13 protein-coding genes and 1 pseudogene are annotated in these 18,690 nt (G+C 70.1%); 10 read left to right on the plus strand and 4 right to left on the minus strand.

The window, feature by feature from the left end; translation table 11 throughout:
* Nucleotides 1-22 precede the first annotated feature (22 nt).
* The 5 genes and pseudogenes from AB0J16_RS57385 (at nt 23) to AB0J16_RS57405 (ending at nt 7,853) form a co-directional block, all read left to right on the plus strand.
* Entirely contained in the window at nt 23-1,666 is a 1,644-nt protein-coding gene (locus AB0J16_RS57385) for an extracellular solute-binding protein (protein ID WP_358557205.1), read from the plus strand.
* Between the two features lie 46 nt (nt 1,667-1,712).
* A complete protein-coding gene (locus AB0J16_RS57390; protein ID WP_358557207.1) occupies nt 1,713-5,138 on the plus strand; it encodes a DNRLRE domain-containing protein in 3,426 nt (1,141 codons plus the stop codon).
* Between the two features lie 70 nt (nt 5,139-5,208).
* Nucleotides 5,209-6,282: pseudogene (locus tag AB0J16_RS57395) on the plus strand (family 1 glycosylhydrolase); the annotation flags it as partial.
* Between the two features lie 251 nt (nt 6,283-6,533).
* Nucleotides 6,534-7,178 (plus strand): hypothetical protein, encoded by a 645-nt coding sequence (locus tag AB0J16_RS57400; RefSeq protein WP_358557209.1) that lies wholly within the window; start codon nt 6,534-6,536, stop codon nt 7,176-7,178.
* A gap of 333 nt (nt 7,179-7,511) precedes the next feature.
* A complete protein-coding gene (locus AB0J16_RS57405; RefSeq protein ID WP_358557211.1) occupies nt 7,512-7,853 on the plus strand; it encodes a hypothetical protein in 342 nt (113 codons plus the stop codon).
* Nucleotides 7,854-7,944: 91 nt separating this feature from the next.
* On the opposite strand, the gene AB0J16_RS57410 is transcribed toward AB0J16_RS57405, so the two are convergent.
* Nucleotides 7,945-8,247: a GntR family transcriptional regulator gene (locus AB0J16_RS57410; RefSeq protein ID WP_358557213.1), complete on the minus strand. Its 303-nt coding sequence runs from the start codon at nt 8,245-8,247 to the stop codon at nt 7,945-7,947.
* Nucleotides 8,248-8,329: 82 nt separating this feature from the next.
* Here AB0J16_RS57410 and AB0J16_RS57415 point away from each other — a divergent pair, with 82 nt between their 5' ends.
* Nucleotides 8,330-8,521 carry a hypothetical protein gene (locus tag AB0J16_RS57415; RefSeq protein ID WP_358557215.1) on the plus strand — a complete coding sequence of 64 codons (192 nt, stop codon included), beginning with the start codon at nt 8,330-8,332 and terminating at the stop codon, nt 8,519-8,521.
* Nucleotides 8,522-8,920: 399 nt separating this feature from the next.
* Here AB0J16_RS57415 and AB0J16_RS57420 read toward each other — a convergent pair whose 3' ends face one another.
* Both AB0J16_RS57420 and AB0J16_RS57425 read right to left on the minus strand, forming a co-directional pair.
* Complete coding sequence (locus tag AB0J16_RS57420; protein ID WP_358557218.1) at nt 8,921-10,624, minus strand: hypothetical protein; 1,704 nt, start codon at nt 10,622-10,624, stop codon at nt 8,921-8,923.
* A gap of 51 nt (nt 10,625-10,675) precedes the next feature.
* Nucleotides 10,676-11,320, minus strand: coding sequence for an HAD family hydrolase (locus AB0J16_RS57425; protein WP_358557221.1), 645 nt, complete (start codon nt 11,318-11,320; stop codon nt 10,676-10,678).
* 117 nt (nt 11,321-11,437) lie between these two features.
* Between AB0J16_RS57425 and AB0J16_RS57430 the strand changes: the two genes are divergently transcribed.
* Together AB0J16_RS57430 and AB0J16_RS57435 are read left to right on the plus strand one after the other, a co-directional pair.
* The gene (locus tag AB0J16_RS57430; RefSeq protein WP_358557223.1) at nt 11,438-12,529 is read left to right on the plus strand and encodes a glycerophosphodiester phosphodiesterase; all 1,092 of its coding nucleotides are present in this window, start codon (nt 11,438-11,440) and stop codon (nt 12,527-12,529) included.
* 84 nt (nt 12,530-12,613) lie between these two features.
* A complete protein-coding gene (locus tag AB0J16_RS57435; RefSeq protein WP_358557226.1) occupies nt 12,614-14,320 on the plus strand; it encodes a sensor histidine kinase in 1,707 nt (568 codons plus the stop codon).
* A 35-nt stretch (nt 14,321-14,355) separates the two neighbouring features.
* Here the strand turns inward: AB0J16_RS57435 and AB0J16_RS57440 are convergent, their stop codons facing one another.
* Nucleotides 14,356-15,000 carry a response regulator transcription factor gene (locus AB0J16_RS57440; RefSeq protein ID WP_358557229.1) on the minus strand — a complete coding sequence of 215 codons (645 nt, stop codon included), beginning with the start codon at nt 14,998-15,000 and terminating at the stop codon, nt 14,356-14,358.
* A gap of 92 nt (nt 15,001-15,092) precedes the next feature.
* On the opposite strand from AB0J16_RS57440, the gene AB0J16_RS57445 reads away from it, so the two are divergent.
* A complete protein-coding gene (locus AB0J16_RS57445; protein ID WP_358557232.1) occupies nt 15,093-15,833 on the plus strand; it encodes an ABC transporter ATP-binding protein in 741 nt (246 codons plus the stop codon).
* Nucleotides 15,834-15,837: 4 nt separating this feature from the next.
* Nucleotides 15,838-18,576 (plus strand): ABC transporter permease, encoded by a 2,739-nt coding sequence (locus AB0J16_RS57450; RefSeq protein WP_358557235.1) that lies wholly within the window; start codon nt 15,838-15,840, stop codon nt 18,574-18,576.
* Nucleotides 18,577-18,690 lie beyond the last annotated feature (114 nt).

An 18,690-nucleotide genomic window follows, 5' to 3' on the forward strand; every position in this document is an offset into this window, starting at 1 on the left:
CCCGGAAGGGAAAGCGCTTGCCATGGACATCTCCCGGAGATCGCTGCTCAGACTGACCGGCGGCGTCGCGCTCGCCTCCGCCATACCCGGCCTCGCGGCCTGCGGCGACGGCTCGGCCACATCGGTGGGCAACGCGGGCAAGGGTCTCGCCCCGTTCCCCGCCTACACCCCGATCAACCTGGTGAAGCCGGACCTGCCCGGCACCGCCCAAGGCGTCCAAGACGCCTTCCTGACCTATCCCCAGAAGCTTGCCCAGACCGTCGACGGCAAGCCGGGCGACGGCTCGGTCGTCACCTGCATGGTCATCACCTACGGCACGGCGCCGTCCCCGGCCGCGAGCAACAAGCTGTGGACCGCGATCAACGAGGCGCTAGGGGTGGACCTGCGCCTCACCCTCGTCCCGGCGGCCGACCTCAACGCCAAGTACGCCACCATGATGGCCGGCGGAGACCTGCCCGACATCATCGCCACCATCGACCTGGCGATGTCCAACGCACTGCAGTTCACCCAGGCCAAGTGTGCCGATCTGACCGAGTACATCTCCGGTGACGCGATCAAGGAGTACCCGAACCTGGCCAACCTGCCGACGCTCGCCTGGCAGAACGTCGGCCGAATCGGCGGCCGCCTGTACGGCATCCCGGTGCCCCGGCCCCGGCTCGCCGGCGTGATGTTCGGTAACAAGGAGAAGCTCGAGGCGGCCGGCATCAAGATGGGGCTCGGCGTGTCCACGGCCCAGTTCGCCGAGGGCTTGGCCGAGCTCGCCACCAGCAAGCAGTTCCCGTTGGGCGGCAACAACTTCAGCGAGAACATCCACCTCGGCGCGGCCGGTGTCCCCAGCAACTGGGTGCTCGCCGGCGGCGGCGCCTTCACCAGCCGTTACGAGAACCCGGTCTACCAAGAGGCGCTGCAGCGGCTGCGCGACTGGTACGCCAAGGGCTACTTCTATCCGGACCTGCTGAGCACCCAGGCGACCCAGGCGAACACGTTCTTCATGAACGGCACGACGCTGACCCTGGGCGGCGGCATCGGCGGCTACCCGGGAATGGTCTCCGGGGTCGGCGACGCGTTCACGGTCGACTTCGTCCGCCCGTACGGCGACAACCCGACTCCGTGGCTGGGCAACGGGGTGTTCTCCAACAGCGGCCGCGGCGGCTTCACCGCCCTGAAGAAGGCGTCGCCGGAGCGCGTCAAGATGCTGCTGCGAGTGCTGAACTTCCTGGCCGCGCCGTTCGGCAGCAAGGAGTACGAGCTGATCAACTACGGTGTCGCCGGGGCACATTTCACCACCGGTCCCGACGGCGACCCGTTGCCCACCGCGCTGGCCACCACCGGGGGCGAGAACAAGACGAACCTGCCCCTGCAGTACATCGCGTCCGCTCCGTACGTGCTCTACCTGCCGGGCAACCCCGACGCCACCCGCCGCAGCTACCAGGCCCAGCAGGAGATCGTCCCCATCGGCGTCGCCGACCCGTCTTACGGCCTGGTCTCGCCGACCCAGGCCGCGAAGGGTACGAAGCTCAACCAGCAGATCACCGACGCCACCAACGCGATCATCGCCGGCAAGCGCCCGGTGTCGGACTGGACCGGGGTCGTCTCGCAGTGGAAGTCCCAGGGTGGCGACGCGATCGCCAAGGAACTCGCCGAGCAGTACGCGGCCAACCACTGACCCGGGGGCGACTCCATCGAAGAGAAAGGGCTGTGCCATGCCGTCCTTGAGCACAACCGCCGCCCGGCTCCGTGCGAGCGCCGCCGCTCTCATCTTCACCTTTACGACCCTGGTGGCGGTGGGCACACCCGCGCACGCCGATCCCGTCCAGCCTCCGGCCAGCGTCGTCGCGCTGCTGACCCCGCAGCATCCCCGGCTCCTGGCGACCGCGCAGACCTTCTCCGCCGCCGCCCAGCGCATCGGCGCCGACACCCGGCTCCAGGCTTGGTATGCCCAGGTCAAGGCCGGCGCGGACGGCGTACTCGCCACCTCGCTGCCGACCGCCCTGTCGACCGCCGTCATCGACGAGGCGAAACGCCGCGTCTACGCCTTAGCCCTCGTCTACCGGATCACCGGCGACGCCCGATATGCCGAACGCGCGGCGCGCGAACTCGTCGCCCTCTCCTCCGTCCCGGCCTGGGACCGGGGCCAGTTCCTGGACGTCGGAGAGCTGTCCAACAGCGTCGCGATCGGCTACGACTGGCTCTACGACTATCTGTCGGCCAGCGACAAGGCCACGATCCGCTCCGCCCTCGTCACCAAGGCCCTGCGGCCGGCCCTCGTCCGCTACGGGTACGCCACCAGCTTCTACACCCAGAACCACAACTGGAACCTCATCTGCAACGCGGTCGCGCTCGGGGCACTGGCCATCGGCGACGACCCGGACCTGACCGCCGACGAGCGCGGCGTCGTCGACCAGGTGCTCAAGGCCAGTATCACGTCGATCCAGAATGGGATCAGCGGCTACGGCCCGGACGGTGCCAGCGGCGAGAGCCCGCAGTACTGGCAGTACGCCACCGAATACCTCGTCGCCTACCTCGCCGCCATGAAGACCGCGACCGGCACTGACTTCGGCCTGTCCGACCTGCCCGGCCTGGCCACCACCGGTGACTACGGCATCCACGTGACCGGCGCGACCGGCCTGACCTTCAACTACGGCGACGGCGGAACCGACCTGCTCGGCGCGGTCACCCCGACCTGGCAGCCGTCGTTCATGATGTGGCTGGCCACCCGCTACGGCAAGCCGTACTACACGGCCTGGGAGGCGCGGCTCGCCGACCGCTCGGCCAGCCCGCTGGACATCCTCTGGTACGACCCGGCGAACGCCGGCGGCACCGGCCATCCGGCGGCGACCGACGCCTTCTTCGACGGCACCGAGATCGCCACCGCCCGCAGCGCCTGGGACGACCCCTACGCGGTCTCTGTCGCCACCAAGGGCATGCGCGCCGGGTACGACCAGATCGCCGCCCACGAGAACCTCGACGCCGGAGACTTCGTCCTCGACGCCGGGGGCGTGCGCTGGTTCGACGGCCTCGGCCTCGACAGCTACAGCCTCCCGGGATACTTCGACTGGAACAAGGACACCGGCGGCCGATGGGACTACTACACAGCCCGTCCCGAAGGCCAGAACACGATGCGGCTCGGCACCGGACCCACCCCGTCCACCGCGCTGACCTCCGGCGCGCCGATCACCACCGTCAGCTCGACGCCCCAGAAGTGGTACGAGATCACCGACCTCACCGGCCTCTACGGCGGCCGGGTGCAACGCGCCCAGCGCGGTCTGCAACTGTTCGACGACCGGCGGCAGGTGCTGCTCCAGGACGAGGTGCGGACGAGCGAACCGATCGACTACTGGTCGTTCCTGCACACCCGCGCCGACGTCGTGGTGGCCGCCGACGGACGGTCGGCCACCCTCTACCGCGGCGGACAGCGGCTCTGGGTCCAACTGCTCACCTCCGATGGGCAACTGCTCATCGGAGACTCCCGGCCATTGCCGGACAGCCCCGACCCCACCGGCCAGAGCCGCCAGCCCGGCTCGCGAACCCTCGCGATCCAGCTGACCGCGGCCGGGACCACCACGGTGGCGATGCGGATCGTTCCGCTCGCCGCGGGGCAGCAGCCGCCCACCGACACCCCGGCGGTAACCCCGCTGGCCTCCTGGACGCCGGGCGCGACCGGCCCGATGGCCCTGACCGACATCATGATCGGCGCCGACCGCCTGGCCGGATTCGATCCGCGGCGCTACCGCTACGACATCACCCTGCCCGCGAACACCACCACCCCGCCCAAGGTCGTCCCCCTGACGGCGCGCGGCACCTACGCCACCGTCACTCAGGCGACCGCGATCCCGGGCCCGGCCACCATGACGACCTTCCAGCTCGACGCCGACCACCGGAAGGTCTACGGCCCCACCTACCAGGTGCACTTCCGGAAGGCGGGAAAGACGGCCACCGCACTGCCCGTCGCGTCGGTCACCGCCAGCGCGGACGACGGCAGCCCCGCGGCCAACGCCGTCGACGGCAACATGGGCAGCCGCTGGTCCGCGGCGGGCGACGGGCAGACACTCACGCTCGACCTCGGCGCCAAGCGCACCGTCGGCGCCGTCGCCGTCGCGTTCCTCAACGGGTACGCGCGAACGTCCACCTTCGACGTCCGCACCTCCACCAACGGCACCACCTGGAACGCGGCGCTCACGGGAGCCGTCTCCGCCGGCAAGTCCGACGACGCCGAAGTCTTCTCCTTCACGGCGCGGTCGGCCCGCTACGTTCGGCTGATCGGCCATGGGAACTCCGTCAGCAGCTACAACAGCGTCACTGAGGTGCGGATCTACGCCAAGGGGGCCGACGCCCAGGCAGACGCGGCACCCCGGACGGTCGTTCTCGGTACCGTGACCGCGTCCCCGGCCGACCCGCCGACCCTGTCGATCGGCGACACCCTGCGGCTGAAGCTGACCGGCGAGCAGACCGACGGCGGCCCGGCCGACCTGTCCACGGCGACCATCACCTGGACCAGCAGCCATCCGGCCGTGGCCACGGTGGACGGCTCCGGCCTGGTCACCGCCGCCGGTGGCGGCAGTGCGAAAATCGGCGCGCTGGTCATTCGCCCACCCATACTGAAGGTCGTCCGGGTGCCGGTGTCGGTGCTCGACCCGGCGCACATTGAACCCGTAGCCGACGGGTTCGTCCGCGACGGCACCTACGCCGACACCACCTATGGCACGAACTCCGTCCTCGAAGTACGCAACAATCCCAGCCTCGGCAGCGGATTCGACCGGGTCTCGTACCTGACCTTCCCGCTGACCGCGGTGCACAGCACGGTCGCCTCGGCCACCCTGCACGTCTACGGCTCGACCGCCGACACCGCTGGCGCGACCGACGCGCTCCACGCGGTCACGGACGCGACCTGGAGCGAAGCCACGCTGACCTGGAACACCCGGCCGCCGCTGGGCGCCGGTCTCGGCACGTTCACGCTCGACGCCACCGCGTCCTGGCACACCGTCGACGTGACCGCGTTCGTCCAGGCCCAGCTCGCCGCCGGGCGGGACGTCAGCCTCGCGATCGCGTCCACCGCCACGGCGTACGGGCCGTTCACCTCCTTCTCCAGCAAGGAAGCGACCGACAACCACCCCTACCTCGAACTGAAGCCGTCCTGATGACGACCTCCTCACCCGAGAGGCCCCCCGTGTCCACAGCCACCTTCCCCCAGGGCTTCGCCGGCTCACCGACGAACTGCTGGAGCGGGGGATCGAGCCGTGGGTCACGCTCTACCACTGGGACCTGCCGCAAGAACGCGAAGACGCCGGAGGGTGGCCCGCCCGGGACACCGCCGCCCGCTTCGCCGAGTACGCCGCACTCGTCCACGAAGCGTTGGGCGACCGCGTCCGCCACTGGATCACGCTCAACGAACCGTGGTGCGCCGCCTTCCTCGGCTATGCCCACAGCCGGCACGCGCCCGGCCGCAGCGACGACGCCGCCGCGCTGGCCGCATGCCATCACATGCTGCTCGGTCACGGTCTGGCCACCCGGGCGATCCGGGCCGCCGACCCAGCCGCCGTCATCGGCACCACGCTCAACGCGCAGTCGTTGATCGCGTACTCGGACAGCCCGGCCGACACTGAGGCGCTGCGCCGCGTCGACGGCATCGGCAACCGGATCTTCCTCGATCCGCTGCTGCGTGCCGAATACCCGGCCGACGTCGCCACCGACATCGCGCACCTGACCGACTTGTCGTTCATCCACCCCGGCGACCTGGCGACCATCGCCGCGCCGATCGACTTCCTCGGCCTCAACTACTACAACCCCCTCGTGGTCGCCGCGTCCGTCGACGGTCAGCCCAGCGCCGGCCCGGCCTGGCCGGGCTGGGAGGACGTCAGCTTCATCCGCCGCGGCTTCCCGGTCACCGAAATGGGCTGGGAGATCGACCCGGCCGGACTTACCACACTGCTGCGCCGCGTCACCGACGACTACGGACCGATTCCGCTCTACATCACCGAGAACGGCGCGGCCTACGCCGACACGGTCGACGCCGATGGCGGCGTACACGACCAGGACCGGATCGACTACTTCGCGCAGCACCTGCACGCGTGCCTGGAAGCGATCCGCGCCGGAGTGCCGCTACAGGGCTACTTCGCGTGGTCCCTCATGGACAACTTCGAATGGGGTTGGGGATACTCCCGTCGCTTCGGCCTCCTCCACGTCGACTACGCCACCCAGCGGCGCACGATCAAGGACAGTGGCCATTGGTACGCCGGTGTGATCCGCCGCAACGCACTGCTGCTCCTCAGTTCAGGAGTGTGAAGGTTACGGCGCTCCCCGGGAGGGGGTGTCCATTCTGAAAGACCTCAGCCACAACGGACCGTCTTCTTCCGCGTTCCCGGAGGGGGTATCTCCGGAGGGACCTCAGCCACAACGGACCGTCTTCTTCCGCTCCTCCTCAGGGAATATCTCCCGAGGGTCCCCAGCCACCACGGACCGTCACATAGATCGAGACGGTCGTGTGACGAAACACCCGGAGAACCCCGGTGATCACCTCACTAGGATGCGTTGCCATGCGCTCCGTGATCTTAGGCGGCACTGCCGCCGTTCTCCTTCTGGCCTCCGCCACTCCCGCGCTGGCCGTCGCCCCCGACAAGCCCCTGACCTCGGCCCAGCTGAGTGAGGCCCTCATCACACCCGAGGACCTGGGCGACGCGTACGCCCCCAACCCGAAGCACATCCGCGAGGCGTTGGACGCCGATTCGGCCCACACGAAAAAGTGCGTACAGGCGATGAGGGCGCTGAAGCCCCTCCTCAGAAGCCCGGCGGCCGTCTACATCGACAAGGAGGGCCTGCCGTCGGGCGTCAAGCAGTTCGCCATCAGCGGCACCTCGGCCAAGATGGCCGCCTGGCAGGCAGTGGGCAAGGTCATGGTCCGGGACTGCGTCGGCACCAAGACGAAGACCAAGCGCGCCAAGTCGGCCATCACCAAGCTCTCGGTCGGTACGGTCGGGAACTGGGTGTACGGGATCAGGTACAAGGAGACGATGGCGACGAGGAACGCCGAGCTTCAGGTGGCGGATGTCGTGCTCATCAGAGTCAAGAACGCCGTCACGCTGCTGGTGAGCGACGGGTTCTTCGGGGCGTTCGAGCCCGCTCTGAGCAAGCGGGCGGCGAGGCTGGCGGTGCCGAAGCTTCGGGATGCCCAGAACGAGTGACGCGCGTGCGCACACGATGCCTTACGACGCAGATGAAGGCGATCTCGCGTATGTGGTCGACCTTTATTGGCCGGTACGGTCCGTGGCGCAAGGGTCCAGCCGTATGTCCTGTCCGACAGTGGGAAGATCTCCTTCGCCTACGCTGTCGGCACCACCGCAGCGAAGGTCAGTTGCTGGACGCGTGGGTATTACTTCCCTGACAAGCAATACCCGCGTTTCGTCGATGTACTGGTCGCCGCGTTCTTCAGCCCCAAGGCGCCTTGATTCGCTCATGGCGAGGTCCGGCCGGCAAAGGACAATCCTGTCTGCCGGACTTCACGAAGGAGGCCACTAGTGAGATCGTCAGCTGCTCCCGCGCAGAGGCGCGGCCGGGCGGTCGCTGGGCTGATGCTGGTAGCCGTGCTTGTCGCGGCCGCCTGCCAGATTGGGCCGGACGCGAAGTTCAGCGTCGTCAACGAAACCAAGGAGAAAGTGGTGGTGACGTGGAACGAGCGCGTCTACGCCACGTTGCCGCCTGGCCGTTCGAGGGGCAACTCATTGCCAGCGGACTACTGCGGCACCACGCCCCCGCACGTAGACCGGCTCGCCGCCACCTCCAGCAGCGGCAAGCGGTACCACTACAACGGCCGGGTCTGCGCCGGCAACATCTGGCACGTGACCTCTCCCAATGATTAGACCTTTACCGCTGCACGCCTCGTCTGGCGCGGGAGAGTTCGGCCGCAGTCGCCATTTCGAGCGCTTTCACTGAATCAAACATAGGCGGCACTCATTCGGCCGCTGCGGCAGGGGGCTCGGTCACGAATGTCCCCTTGCCGTGAACGGCGCGGACCATGCCCCGTTCGGTGAGGTTCTGAATCGCACGCCGGACGGTCATCCGGGCGACTCCCCATGCGTTCGAGAGGTCGAGTTCCGACGGCAATCGAGATCCAATAGGGCGCTCTCCCTGTTGGATCTGCCCGGCGATGTGGTCGGCAATGATCATGTAGACCAGGTCCGGACCGTTCGGGTCGGTCTTCGGGAGCTTCGCGCCGAGATCATCGGTTCGCGTGTCGTCGTCATCGCGTGCCACGTCGTCAACCATAAAGGTGACTTGACATCCTAAAACACCTAGGTACATCCGGAGAGGTCTACGTACGTCTATGCTTCGGCCCATGGCTCTGGAGGAGGACAATCCCACGTTGCTTCCCGAAATCCCCGACTTTGACGTGTGGCAGGCCGGCAAGATTTTGCGCGGCCGTCATCGTCCGAGCGGCCGGCTGATCGAAGCGGATACCTCGCGACGTCTCGTGCTACTCGCGTCCGCCGTTCGCATTGGCGCTGATCCCCGACGAGTGATTCCGTGATCTCCGAGATCATGGTGATGCTCTTCATCCACGTATGCCATGCGTGTGGCGCGATGTTCTCCTGTACGTTCCCCTGCCCCCGGTGCGGAGCGTCACATGCGCGTCGATCTTGAGTGGGTCCCGTACGACTCACGTGGGACACGAAGCCGGGTGAAGGCGTTTGTCGTACGCGGAAACGTTGAATACGAGCTGTGTGTCGAAGGTGGTCAGTACGTGATCCGGCGGACTGCACGAAAGGGTGGCCGTGTGGTCGTGACCGAGCCGCGCGCGGTGGTGAAAGGGTCGCGGCTGCTGTGTGGTCGTCGATCATCTTCGAGTGACCAATCGCTCTGACCGCGCCGTTCGTTGGTCGTCGGACATGGGCGTCTCGAAGTGTTGGGGTAATGGCGCCGAACCAGCTCACTTCAGCAGCGCGGTCCGCTCGGACTTCCCCGGATAGACCATGATGAGGAACTCCTGCCGGGCATCCCCCTCCCTCTTCAGCGCGGCCTTCGCGCCGCGCATGTGCACCCGGACCCGGTAGTGCCCCGGGCCGTTGACCGCCAGGTTCTCCAGGCCGTCCCCGTTGTCCCCGGTGAAGGTGAGGTCGCCGTTGCCGCTGTGGTATCCCACCTCCACCACCTTCTCCCAGCCCTTCAGCTCGACGGGGGGCCGCTTGCGATAGGCCTCCCCGGTGACGCACACGTGCATGGCCTCGTCTGCCGTGAGGATGGTGAGCTGTCCGAGCGCGGTTCCCACCAGCCCGTTGATGAAGGCATTGTCGAGTGCGGGGAAGTCGTCGCCCGGGTCGTCCTCGTACGCGCTGAGGCTGCCGGCATCCACCCACAGCGTGGCTCGGTCGGTCCGGGACGCGCGGATCGACGGCCGGTGTCCCGGCATCTTGGCGCAAAGCGCACGGGCCTTCTCCTTGAAGGCCACATCGGCGTCATGTTGCTGCTCGGCCTGCTGGTCCTGGCGCTGCTCGACTTCCGGGCACAAGTACGCGAGAGCCTTGACGGTCTCATAATTCCGCAGGAACGTCCTCAGCGGCCCCTCCTCGGCCCGCCGATTCGGTGCGCCGTCGCGCAGGACCGCCTCGCACAACCGCCGGCCGATCGCGACCACTCGATCATCGGGCACACCGGCGAACTGCCCAGGCAGCTCACCGTCCTGCCTGACAAGGCAGATGAAGGCGAGCTCGCGCTGCCCGGCGGACGGCCGCACCGGGACGTAGCGGGCGGTTTGCCACGGTTCGCAGGCCGAGGAGTTCGCCGCTGTGATCTTCCCGGTCGGTGCGTCCATGCGCGGCACGGTGATCAGCAGGAGGACGACGGCGAGCGTGGCGGCGACGCGGACGTCCGGACTCCGGTACGGCCGTCGAACGCGGCGTACGCGTACCGCCACGATGATCAGAACGGCGGTGACGACCTCGTAGAGCTGCCAGGCCAACATGCCGGGCTCGTACATCTGAGCCCAGGTTCGCGCGCATCCGTCACCGGCGACCGCGTCGAATCCGGCCATAACGAAGGCCAGCGCCCCCAACGACCCCAAGGGGAGCGCTGTGGCCCAGCCTACCGCGCGGCCCCACCGCCGGTAGCCCTTGCGCACCAGCAGCGCCCACACTCCGAAGCCCACCGCCATCACCGCGGGTTGTGGCACGAGGCGCAAGGGGGACAGCAGGAAGTCGGCCGACAGGTACAGGTCGAAGCCAGAACAACCGCCCACGATGATGTCGTACTCGGTCGTGGTCGAAGAGAACAGCAAGCTCGCGTACGGGATGCTCACCAGCGCGAGCGCGACGCTCCACAGCGTCAGCGACATCCGCCACCGCACCGGGAGGACTCCGCGCGGGCCGATCCCCTGGCGGTGGTCGACCAGGAGCAGCAGTATCGCGGCCGCGGCGAAGGCGGCGCCGATCAGCAGCAGCACGTTGTCGTCGAAGGGCAGGAGGGCGGCGATGCCGGTGCGGTGGCCGGCGGCGACGGCGGGAGTTTCGCCCATGGCGACCCGGACTCGCATCTCCTCCTCGCTCGGCCGGCTGAGTCCGGTGAGCGGTGGCGTGACGGCGGCTGCGGCGAGCAGAATCAGGAGCGCCGCGCTCAGCCGGAGAACCCATCGCCGCATACCTATCGCTCCCGTTGTTCGTGGGGAACGGGGTCCCGGCGTGAAGATCCCCTAATAGTCGACATCGAGCAGGGCGATCGCTTCCAGTACGTCGGTCACCTCGTGGTCCGCCCCCGGGGATAAGCCCGGGGACAGGCCGCGGTCGATCCAGATCGTGTGCAGGCCCGCGCCGCGCCCGCCCGCCACGTCCTTCTCCACGTCGTCCCCGATCATCCAGTCCCCGTCCGCGAGCGTGGTGTCGCACCGGCGGGCGGCGATCTCGAACAGCTCGCGGTCCGGCTTGCTGAAGCCCTCGGCGTCGGAGATGGCCCAGCCGTCCACCCGGTCCACCAGGCCGCTGTGGTGGATCTTGCCGGACTGGTTGTCGGCCATGCCGTTGGTCACGATGCCGACCCGCCAGCCGGACATGCGCAGGCGATCGAGGGACTCGAGTACGGCGGGGCGGCAGGTGACGAGGTGCGGCAGGCGGTCACGGTAGCCCTGCCACAGCGACTCGGCCGACTCGGCGAGCCCGAACCGCTCGCGGATGTGGGTGAAGAACGTGCTCATCGGGATGGAACCGTCGGCGTCCAGCTCGATCATCCACGCCACATCCTGCGCGCCCAGTCCCCTGTCGGCGGCGAACTCGGCGGCCCAGCGCTTGAAGGCGTCGAGGCGGTCGATCAGGGTGTTGTCGAGGTCGAAGAGTGCCAGCACGCCTCAGGACCATACAGGTGTTCGATGACGGGCGGCGGCCTTCCGCGCAACAGGTGATCAACGGTTGTGCGCCCGGTCGTCACTCACCGGCCACTTTGCCGCTCTAACGTACGCGGCATGCTGACGCGCAGATTATTCGCGAGCGCTCTGGCCGTTCTGACCGGTGGTACGGTCGCGGTCGTGCTGCTCCAGCCTCACACCGCCACGGCCGAGCGCCGCGCCCAGGCCCCCGTCGTCATCGGGCACCGGGGCGCCAGCGCCCACCGGCCCGAGCACACGCTGCTGTCGTACGAGGCGGCCATCGCGATGGGCGCCGACTACATCGAGCCCGACCTGGTCTCCACCAAGGACCACATCCTGGTGGCCAGGCACGAGAACGACATCACCGGCACCACCGACGTGGCCGCGCACCCGGAGTTCGCCGACCGGCGCGCCACCAAGACGGTCGACGGGCGGCCGATCACCGGGTGGTTCACCGAGGACTTCACGCTGGCCGAGCTGAAGACGCTACGGGCCAAGGAACGCGTGCCCGACCTGCGGCCCGACAACACGGCCTTCGACGGGGTGGCGGAGATCCCGACGTTCGAGGAGGTTGTGCGGCTCGCGCAGCGTCACGGCGTGGGCGTGTACCCCGAGACCAAGCATCCGACGTACTTCGACTCCATCGGCCTGTCGCTGGAGGAGCCGCTGCTGGAGACGCTCAACAGCAACCACATGCGCAAGGTGTACATCCAGTCGTTCGAGACCGCGAACCTGCGAGAGCTGCGCAAGAAGACCAGGCTGCCGCTGATCCAGCTGATCACGTTCGGTGGGGCGCCGTACGACCGGGTCGCCGCCGGTGATCAGCGTACTTATGACGACATGGTGAAGCCGGAAGGGCTGCGCGAGGTGGCCTCGTACGCGAACGGGATCGGTGTCGACACCCGCCGCGTCGTGCCCGTGGGAGCGGACGGCAAGTTGACGGAGCCCACCACGCTCGTCCAGGACGCCCACCGCAGGCGGCTGGACGTGCATGTCTGGACCGTCCGCAACGAGAACTCCCAGCTCCCTCTCGACTATCGGCTGGGCAACCCGGCCAGCCCCGCCTTCCCGCGCGCCACCGGCGACGTGATGGGCTGGCTGACCAGGCTGCTCGACCTGGGCGTGGACGGCGCGTTCTGCGACGACCCGGCCATGGGCCGGGCCGTGGTGGCGCAGCGGACAACTTAGCCCGGAACGGCTGATCGACGTTGGCGGGCCGTGACGTCGGTCGGTGGGCCCGCTCGTTAGAGTGGGCGGATCTTCAGGATCGCCGTGCTCGCCGTCGCCCTCGTGGCGACGGCGGGTGACCTCGTCTGGGGGCTCAGCCACGCCGCGACGCCGCCCCTCGCCCAGTTACCCCTGCTCGCCGTGGGTCTCGCGGGCGGCTGGTCGTTCGTCGTCTCGGGCCTCGTCGTCAGGGCGAGGCGGCCCGTGGGGGGTACGGGTGGGCTGATGGCCGGGGTGGGGCTCTGCCTGCTGCTCTCGGGCGTGAACTATCTTCAGGAACGCTGGGCCCTGCTGACCGGGAACGTGATCGGGTGGCTGGCCCTGACACTGCTCGCGCACGTCGTGCTGGTCATGCCCGAGGGCAGGGCCGTCGGGCGCAGGCAGCGGGCCATGGTCCTGGTCCTGTACCTCGGCATGGCGCAGGCGCTGGCGGTCTGGCTGCGGTTCGGCCGATTCGGCGACGGCAGTTGCACCTGCCTGCCGCTGCTGCCCGGCGGCGAGGGCGTCTCGCGGCCGCTGATCGCGGCCGTGGCCGTCTTCCTGTGGCTCTTCGGGCTGGGGATGACGGCGATGCTCGGCTGGCGCTGGCTGGTCCGGCTGCCCGCGCCGCGCCGCCACACGTTTGCTCCGGTCGCGCTGGCGGGCGGGCTGATGCTGCTCACCACCTGGACCCGGCAGGCCGTCTACATCTGGCCGGACGCCACCAACTCCACTCTCCAGGCGGTCCTGCACGGGGTGCAACTGCTCGCGCTGGCGACCTGGCCGCTGGGGGTGCTCGCGGGACTCATGCGCGCCCGGCTCGACCAGGCGGCCGTGGCGCGGCTGGCGACCGGGCTCGACCTGTCGCCCGGCGCGCTGGAGAAGACGCTAGCGAGCGTGCTGCGCGACCCGACGCTACGCCTCGGCTACTGGACAGGTGATGGGTACGTCGGCACGGCGGGCGATCCGCTGACCGTCCCGGGAACGCGGTCCGCCGCGTACCTGGAGGTCGGTGGGGAACCGGCTGCCGTGCTCCTCTACGACCCGGCGCTGGACCTCGACCCGGAGCCGGTACGGTCGGTGGCGGCCATCACCCGGCTGATCGTGGAGAACGAGCGCATGCGGGCCGAGCTGGCCGCCCAGCTCGCGGAGGTGCGGGCGTCCAGGGCTCGCATCGTGGCCGCCGGCGACGCCGAACGCAGCCGCATCGAACGCAACCTGCACGACGGAGCCCAGCAGCGGCTCGCGGGCCTCGCGGTGCTGCTCGGGCACGTCCGGCTGCGCAACGCCGACGCTGAGGTGGCGGAGCTGCTCGACGAGGCGGTGACGGGGGTACGGGCGGCGCTGGCCGAGCTGCGTGAGCTGGCGGGCGGCATCCATCCGGCCATCCTGAGCCAGTCGGGGCTGGCCGCCGCGCTGCACTCGCTCGCGGAGCGGTCGCCAGTCCCCGCCGTGGTGGAGGAGGCGCCGGAGGGACGGCTGCCGCCCGACGCCGAACAGGCCGCCTACTTCGTCGCCGCCGAAGCGCTCGCCAACGTGGCCAAGCACGCGGACGCGTCCAAGGCGTCGATCAGGGCCGCCGTGCGTGACGGCGTCCTGCTGCTGGAGGTGACGGACGACGGGACGGGCGGCGCGCGGGCAGAGACGGGTACGGGCCTGCGCGGCCTCGCCGACCGGGTGGCCGCGCTCGACGGCTTGCTGCAGGTGCACAGCCCACCGGGCCAGGGCACCCGCGTGATGGCCGAGATCCCGCTCGCCGGTCAGGAGCGTTAAGTGTCAGGAGCGTTAGGTGTCAGGAGCGTTAGGTGTCAGGAGCGCAGATAGGTCAGGACGGCCAGGACGCGGCGGTGGTCGTCCTCAGTCGCGGTCAGGCCCAGCCGGACGAAGATGTTGTGCACGTGCGTCTCCACCGTCTTGGGGCTCAGGTGCAGGCGGCGGCTGATCGCCTGGTTGGAACGGCCTTCGGCCATCAGCCCGAGCACCTCCCGCTCCCGGCCGCTGAGCCGCGCGACCGGGCCGTCGCCGCGTCGCCTGCCGACGAGCCGCTGGACGACGTCCGGATCGATCACCGTGGCCCCGTCGCGTACCCGCTTGAGCGCGTCGGTCAGCTCAGTGACGTCGGCGACCCGGTCCTTGAGCAGGTAGCCCACTCCCCGGGCGTCCTCGCCCAGCAGGCCGACCACGTGCCGCGTCTCGATGTGGTTCGACAGCACCAGGACGCCGACCCCCGGATGCTCCCTGCGGATGAGGTGCGCCGCCTCCAGCCCTTCGGCGTTGAACCCGGGCGGCATCCGTACGTCCACGATGACCACGTCGGGCGGGTCCGCCCGGACCGAGGTCAGCAGGCTCGCGGCGTCGCCGACCTCCGCGCAGACCGTGACACCGCAGTCTCCGAGCAGCCTGGCCAGCCCTCGCCTGAACAACACGCTGTCCTCAGCCAGCACGACGCGCATAGTGAGGGATAGCCTAGCTTTCCGGGTTAACCCTGAGCGGATTGGGGGACTGCCCGGTGGGCAGCCCGGCCCGGTGTTGCCAGCCTTTCAGCGTGAAAGACTTCGACTCCACGGCGGCCATCAGGCTGATAGAGGTGACCCGGCGATTCGGCCGGGGCAAGAGCGCCGTGGCCGCGCTGCGCGGCGTTTCCGTCGGTCTGAGGGCCGGCTCGTTCAACGCGATCATGGGACCGTCGGGATCGGGCAAGAGCACCCTGCTGCAGTGCGCGGCGGGCCTCGACCGGCCGACCTCCGGCCGCGTGCTGCTGGGCGAGACCGACCTGGCCACGATGAACGAGTCTCAGCTGACCAGGCTGCGCCGGGACCGGATCGGCTTCGTGTTCCAGTCCTTCAACCTCATCCCCGCGCTGACGGCGCGGCAGAACATCACGCTGCCGCTGCGCCTGGCGGGTCGACGCGCCGATGAGGAGTGGCTGGCCGACCTGGTCAAGCGCACAGGGCTGAGCCATCGGATCGGTCACCGGCCGACGGAGATGTCGGGCGGCCAGCAGCAGCGGGTGGCCATCGCCCGCGCGCTGATCACCCGGCCGGCCGTGCTCTTCGGGGACGAGCCGACGGGCGCGCTGGACATCGCCACGGGCCGGGAGATCCTCACGCTGCTCAGGGAAGTGGTCGACGCGCTCGGCCAGACCCTGGTGATGGTGACCCACGACCCCGTCGCCGCCTCGTACGCCGACCAGGTGCTCTTCCTGGCTGACGGCTCGATCGTCGACAGCATGGACCGGCCCACCGCCGACCAGGTCGCCTCGCGGCTGACGCGTCTGGGCGGGTGACGGCATGCTGCGCCTCACGTTGAGCACCATCCGTACCCGCAAGATCGGGTTCGCCGGGTCCGTCGCCTCCGTGCTGGTCGCGGTGGCGTTGATCTCGGCCTGTTTCATGATGATCCAGTCGGGGCTGAGCGCGACGCCCGAGGTGGACCGGTTCGGGGCCACGGCCGCCGTCGTGCGCGCCGATACGGACCTGCACGTCGGCTCGGGCGACGACGAGGAGGCCATACCGCTGGAACAACCGCCTCGTCTTTCGGCGGCGCGGCTGGCGGAGCTGCGCGTCGTGCCCGGCGTCGCGGCCGTGGTCGCCGACACGCCGTTCTACGCGCAGGCGGTGGACCGGCACGGCGCTTCCCTGGCCGGGCCGGGGGACGGGCCGTCGTGGGGGCACGGCTGGCCGGTCGCGCGGCTCACCCCGTTCGTGCTGGCCGCCGGGCGAGGGCCGGAGGCGGACGACGAGGTCGTCCTCGACGCCGACCTGGCGCGGCGCGCCTCTGTCCGCCCAGGGGATGAGGTACGGGTCGTCACCGTGGCAGGCACCCAGCGCTTCCGGGTCAGCGGCGTCGCGCGGCTGGCCACGGGCCGTGCCGGGCTGCCGACGCAGTCATCGCTCTTCTTCACCGAGCGGGCCGCCGCCCGGCTGTCCGGCGCGACCGGCGCGGACGGCGCGGATCGCGCGGATCGCGCGGATCGCGCGGATCGCGCGGATCGCGCGGATCGCGCGGATCGCGCGGATCGCGCGAAGGGCGCGAAGGGCGCGGACGGTGCGGCGGACTTTGGCGGAGTGCTTGCCCGCCCCGGGACCTCGGGCGCCGAGCTGGCGGACCGTCTGCGTCAGACCCTCCGGGATCCCCGTCTGCGGGTGCTGACCGGGGACGAGCGGGCTCGGGCGGGGACGCCGGAGACGGCGGAGAAGCTGGAGTACTCGACGCAGCTGTTCGGGCCCATGGCCGGGATCGGCGGTTTCCTCGCCGTCTTCGTCATCGGCGGCACCTTCGGCCTGTCGATCCTGCAACGCCGCCGCGAGATCGCGCTGCTGCGGGCCATCGGCACCACGCCGGGACAGATCAGGCGCATGATCGCCGGGGAGGCGGTCGTGGTGGCGCTGGTGGCCGCCCTGCCGGGCTACGCGCTGGGCGTCCCGCTGGCGCATCTGCTCCGCGCCGTGCTGGTCGGGCAGGGTCTCGCGCCGCCGGAGTTCGTCGTGGTGACGGGCCCGCTGCCGCTGGTCGCCGGCGGCGGCGCCGGGCTGCTGTTGACGCTGCTGTCGGCTCTCACCGCGGTACGCCAGGCGGCCCGGGTCCGCCCGGCCGAGGCGCTCCAGGAGGCCGCCGGGCCGCGGCGGGTGATGAGCGTGCCGCGCCTGCTGTTCGCGCTGGTCATGCTGGCCGGCGGGGCGGCTGTCCTGGCGCTCAGCCAGCATCTCGGCGGTGAGGTCGGCGTCGCCTTCCTGGCTCTGGTGGTCATCCTGTTCATCGGCGCGGCCGGGCTGCTGTCCCCGGTCCTGACGCGGGTGCTGGAGCGACCGGCCGGCGCGGTCGTCGGGGCCGTCACGCGGACGACCGGCTGGCTGGCGCACGCCAACTCCGCGGCCGCCGTCCGCCGGGTGTCGTCGGCCGCGGCGGCGATCATGATCAGCGTGGCCATGGCCGGGTACGCGCTGCTGGTGACCGCCGTGCTGAACGACACCTCGGCGGCCCAGGGCCGGGAACGGGTCGTCGCGGACCGCGTCCTGGTGCCACGCAACGGCCCGGGGCTGCCTCCCGGCGTCGCCGACGCGGCCCGGCGGTTGCCCGGCGCCGAGACGGTCTCCGCCGTGCGCGCGACCTCGTTCGTGTCGTACGTCCTCGGCACGCCCGACGTGGTGCCCGCGCAGCTGGTGGACCCCGCCACCATCGGCAAGGTGCTCGACCTGCGTGTCCTGGAAGGCTCGTTCGCCGCCGTCAAGGAGGCGGGGACCGTCGCGGTCAGCCGTACCCACGCCGGTGAGCACGACTGGCACGTCGGATCCCGCTTCCACGGGTGGCTGGCCGACGGCAGCCCCGTCGACCTGCGCGTGGGCGCCGTCTTCGACCGGGGGCTCGGCTTCGCCGACGTCGTCTTCCCACGCACCGAAGCACGCACCGAAGCACGCACCGAAGCACGCACCGAAGCACGGGCCGGGGCACAGGCCGGGGCACAGGCCGGGGCACGTACCGGGCTCGACAGCGCCGTCCTGGTCCGCGCCCGTCCAGGGCACGCCGACGAGCTGGACCGGGCGCTGGCCGCCTTCGAGCGGGAGCAGCCCGCCGTACGGGCGCTGGACCGGGAGGAGTACGGCGGGGCGGCCGAGACGTCGATCGAGCGGAACATCACCGGGACCTACCTGGTGCTCGCCGTGCTGGTGTCGTTCACGGCGGTGTCGCTGGTGAACACGCTGGTCATGGGCACCGCGGCCAGGACCAGGGAGTTCGCGCTGCTGCGGGCGGTCGGGGCGAGCCGCAGGCAGATCGTCCGCATGATCGGCTGGGAGACGGGGATCGTGCTGGCGATCGGGGTGGTCGTGGGGACAGTGATCGCCTGCGTCGCCCTGGCCGGGGCCAACGGGGCGCTGTCGGGCAGCATGATGCTGACCGGGTTGCCGATGCCGCTCTACCCGCTGGTGCTGGCGGGTGTCGCCGTCATGGGGCTGGCGAGCGGCCTGCTGGCGGCGGGAATGGCGCTGCTCTCCCGCCCGATGGACGCCCTGGGCGGCGCCCGCGAGTGACGGCGCGGCGTACACGCGGCACCCGGCCGTTCACGGCGATCAGGCAGCGGTCGTAGAGGTCGCGCGCCTCGGTCCGCTCGTGGGACCGGCTGGAGACGTCCTCGTACGTTCCGA

Source organism: Nonomuraea sp. NPDC049750, assembly GCF_040659625.1.
Lineage (GTDB): Bacteria > Actinomycetota > Actinomycetes > Streptosporangiales > Streptosporangiaceae > Nonomuraea.

What these genes read in the sequence shown, in the direction of transcription:
- AB0J16_RS57385 (WP_358557205.1), top strand. Translation starts at nt 23, where the DNA reads ATGGACATCTCCCGGAGATCGCTGCTCAGACTGACCGGCGGCGTCGCG.
- AB0J16_RS57400 (WP_358557209.1), top strand. Translation starts at nt 6,534, where the DNA reads ATGCGCTCCGTGATCTTAGGCGGCACTGCCGCCGTTCTCCTTCTGGCC.
- AB0J16_RS57415 (WP_358557215.1), top strand. Translation starts at nt 8,330, where the DNA reads ATGGCTCTGGAGGAGGACAATCCCACGTTGCTTCCCGAAATCCCCGAC.
- AB0J16_RS57420 (WP_358557218.1), bottom strand. Translation starts at nt 10,624, where the DNA reads ATGCGGCGATGGGTTCTCCGGCTGAGCGCGGCGCTCCTGATTCTGCTC.
- AB0J16_RS57430 (WP_358557223.1), top strand. Translation starts at nt 11,438, where the DNA reads ATGCTGACGCGCAGATTATTCGCGAGCGCTCTGGCCGTTCTGACCGGT.
- AB0J16_RS57440 (WP_358557229.1), bottom strand. Translation starts at nt 15,000, where the DNA reads ATGCGCGTCGTGCTGGCTGAGGACAGCGTGTTGTTCAGGCGAGGGCTG.
- AB0J16_RS57450 (WP_358557235.1), top strand. Translation starts at nt 15,838, where the DNA reads ATGCTGCGCCTCACGTTGAGCACCATCCGTACCCGCAAGATCGGGTTC.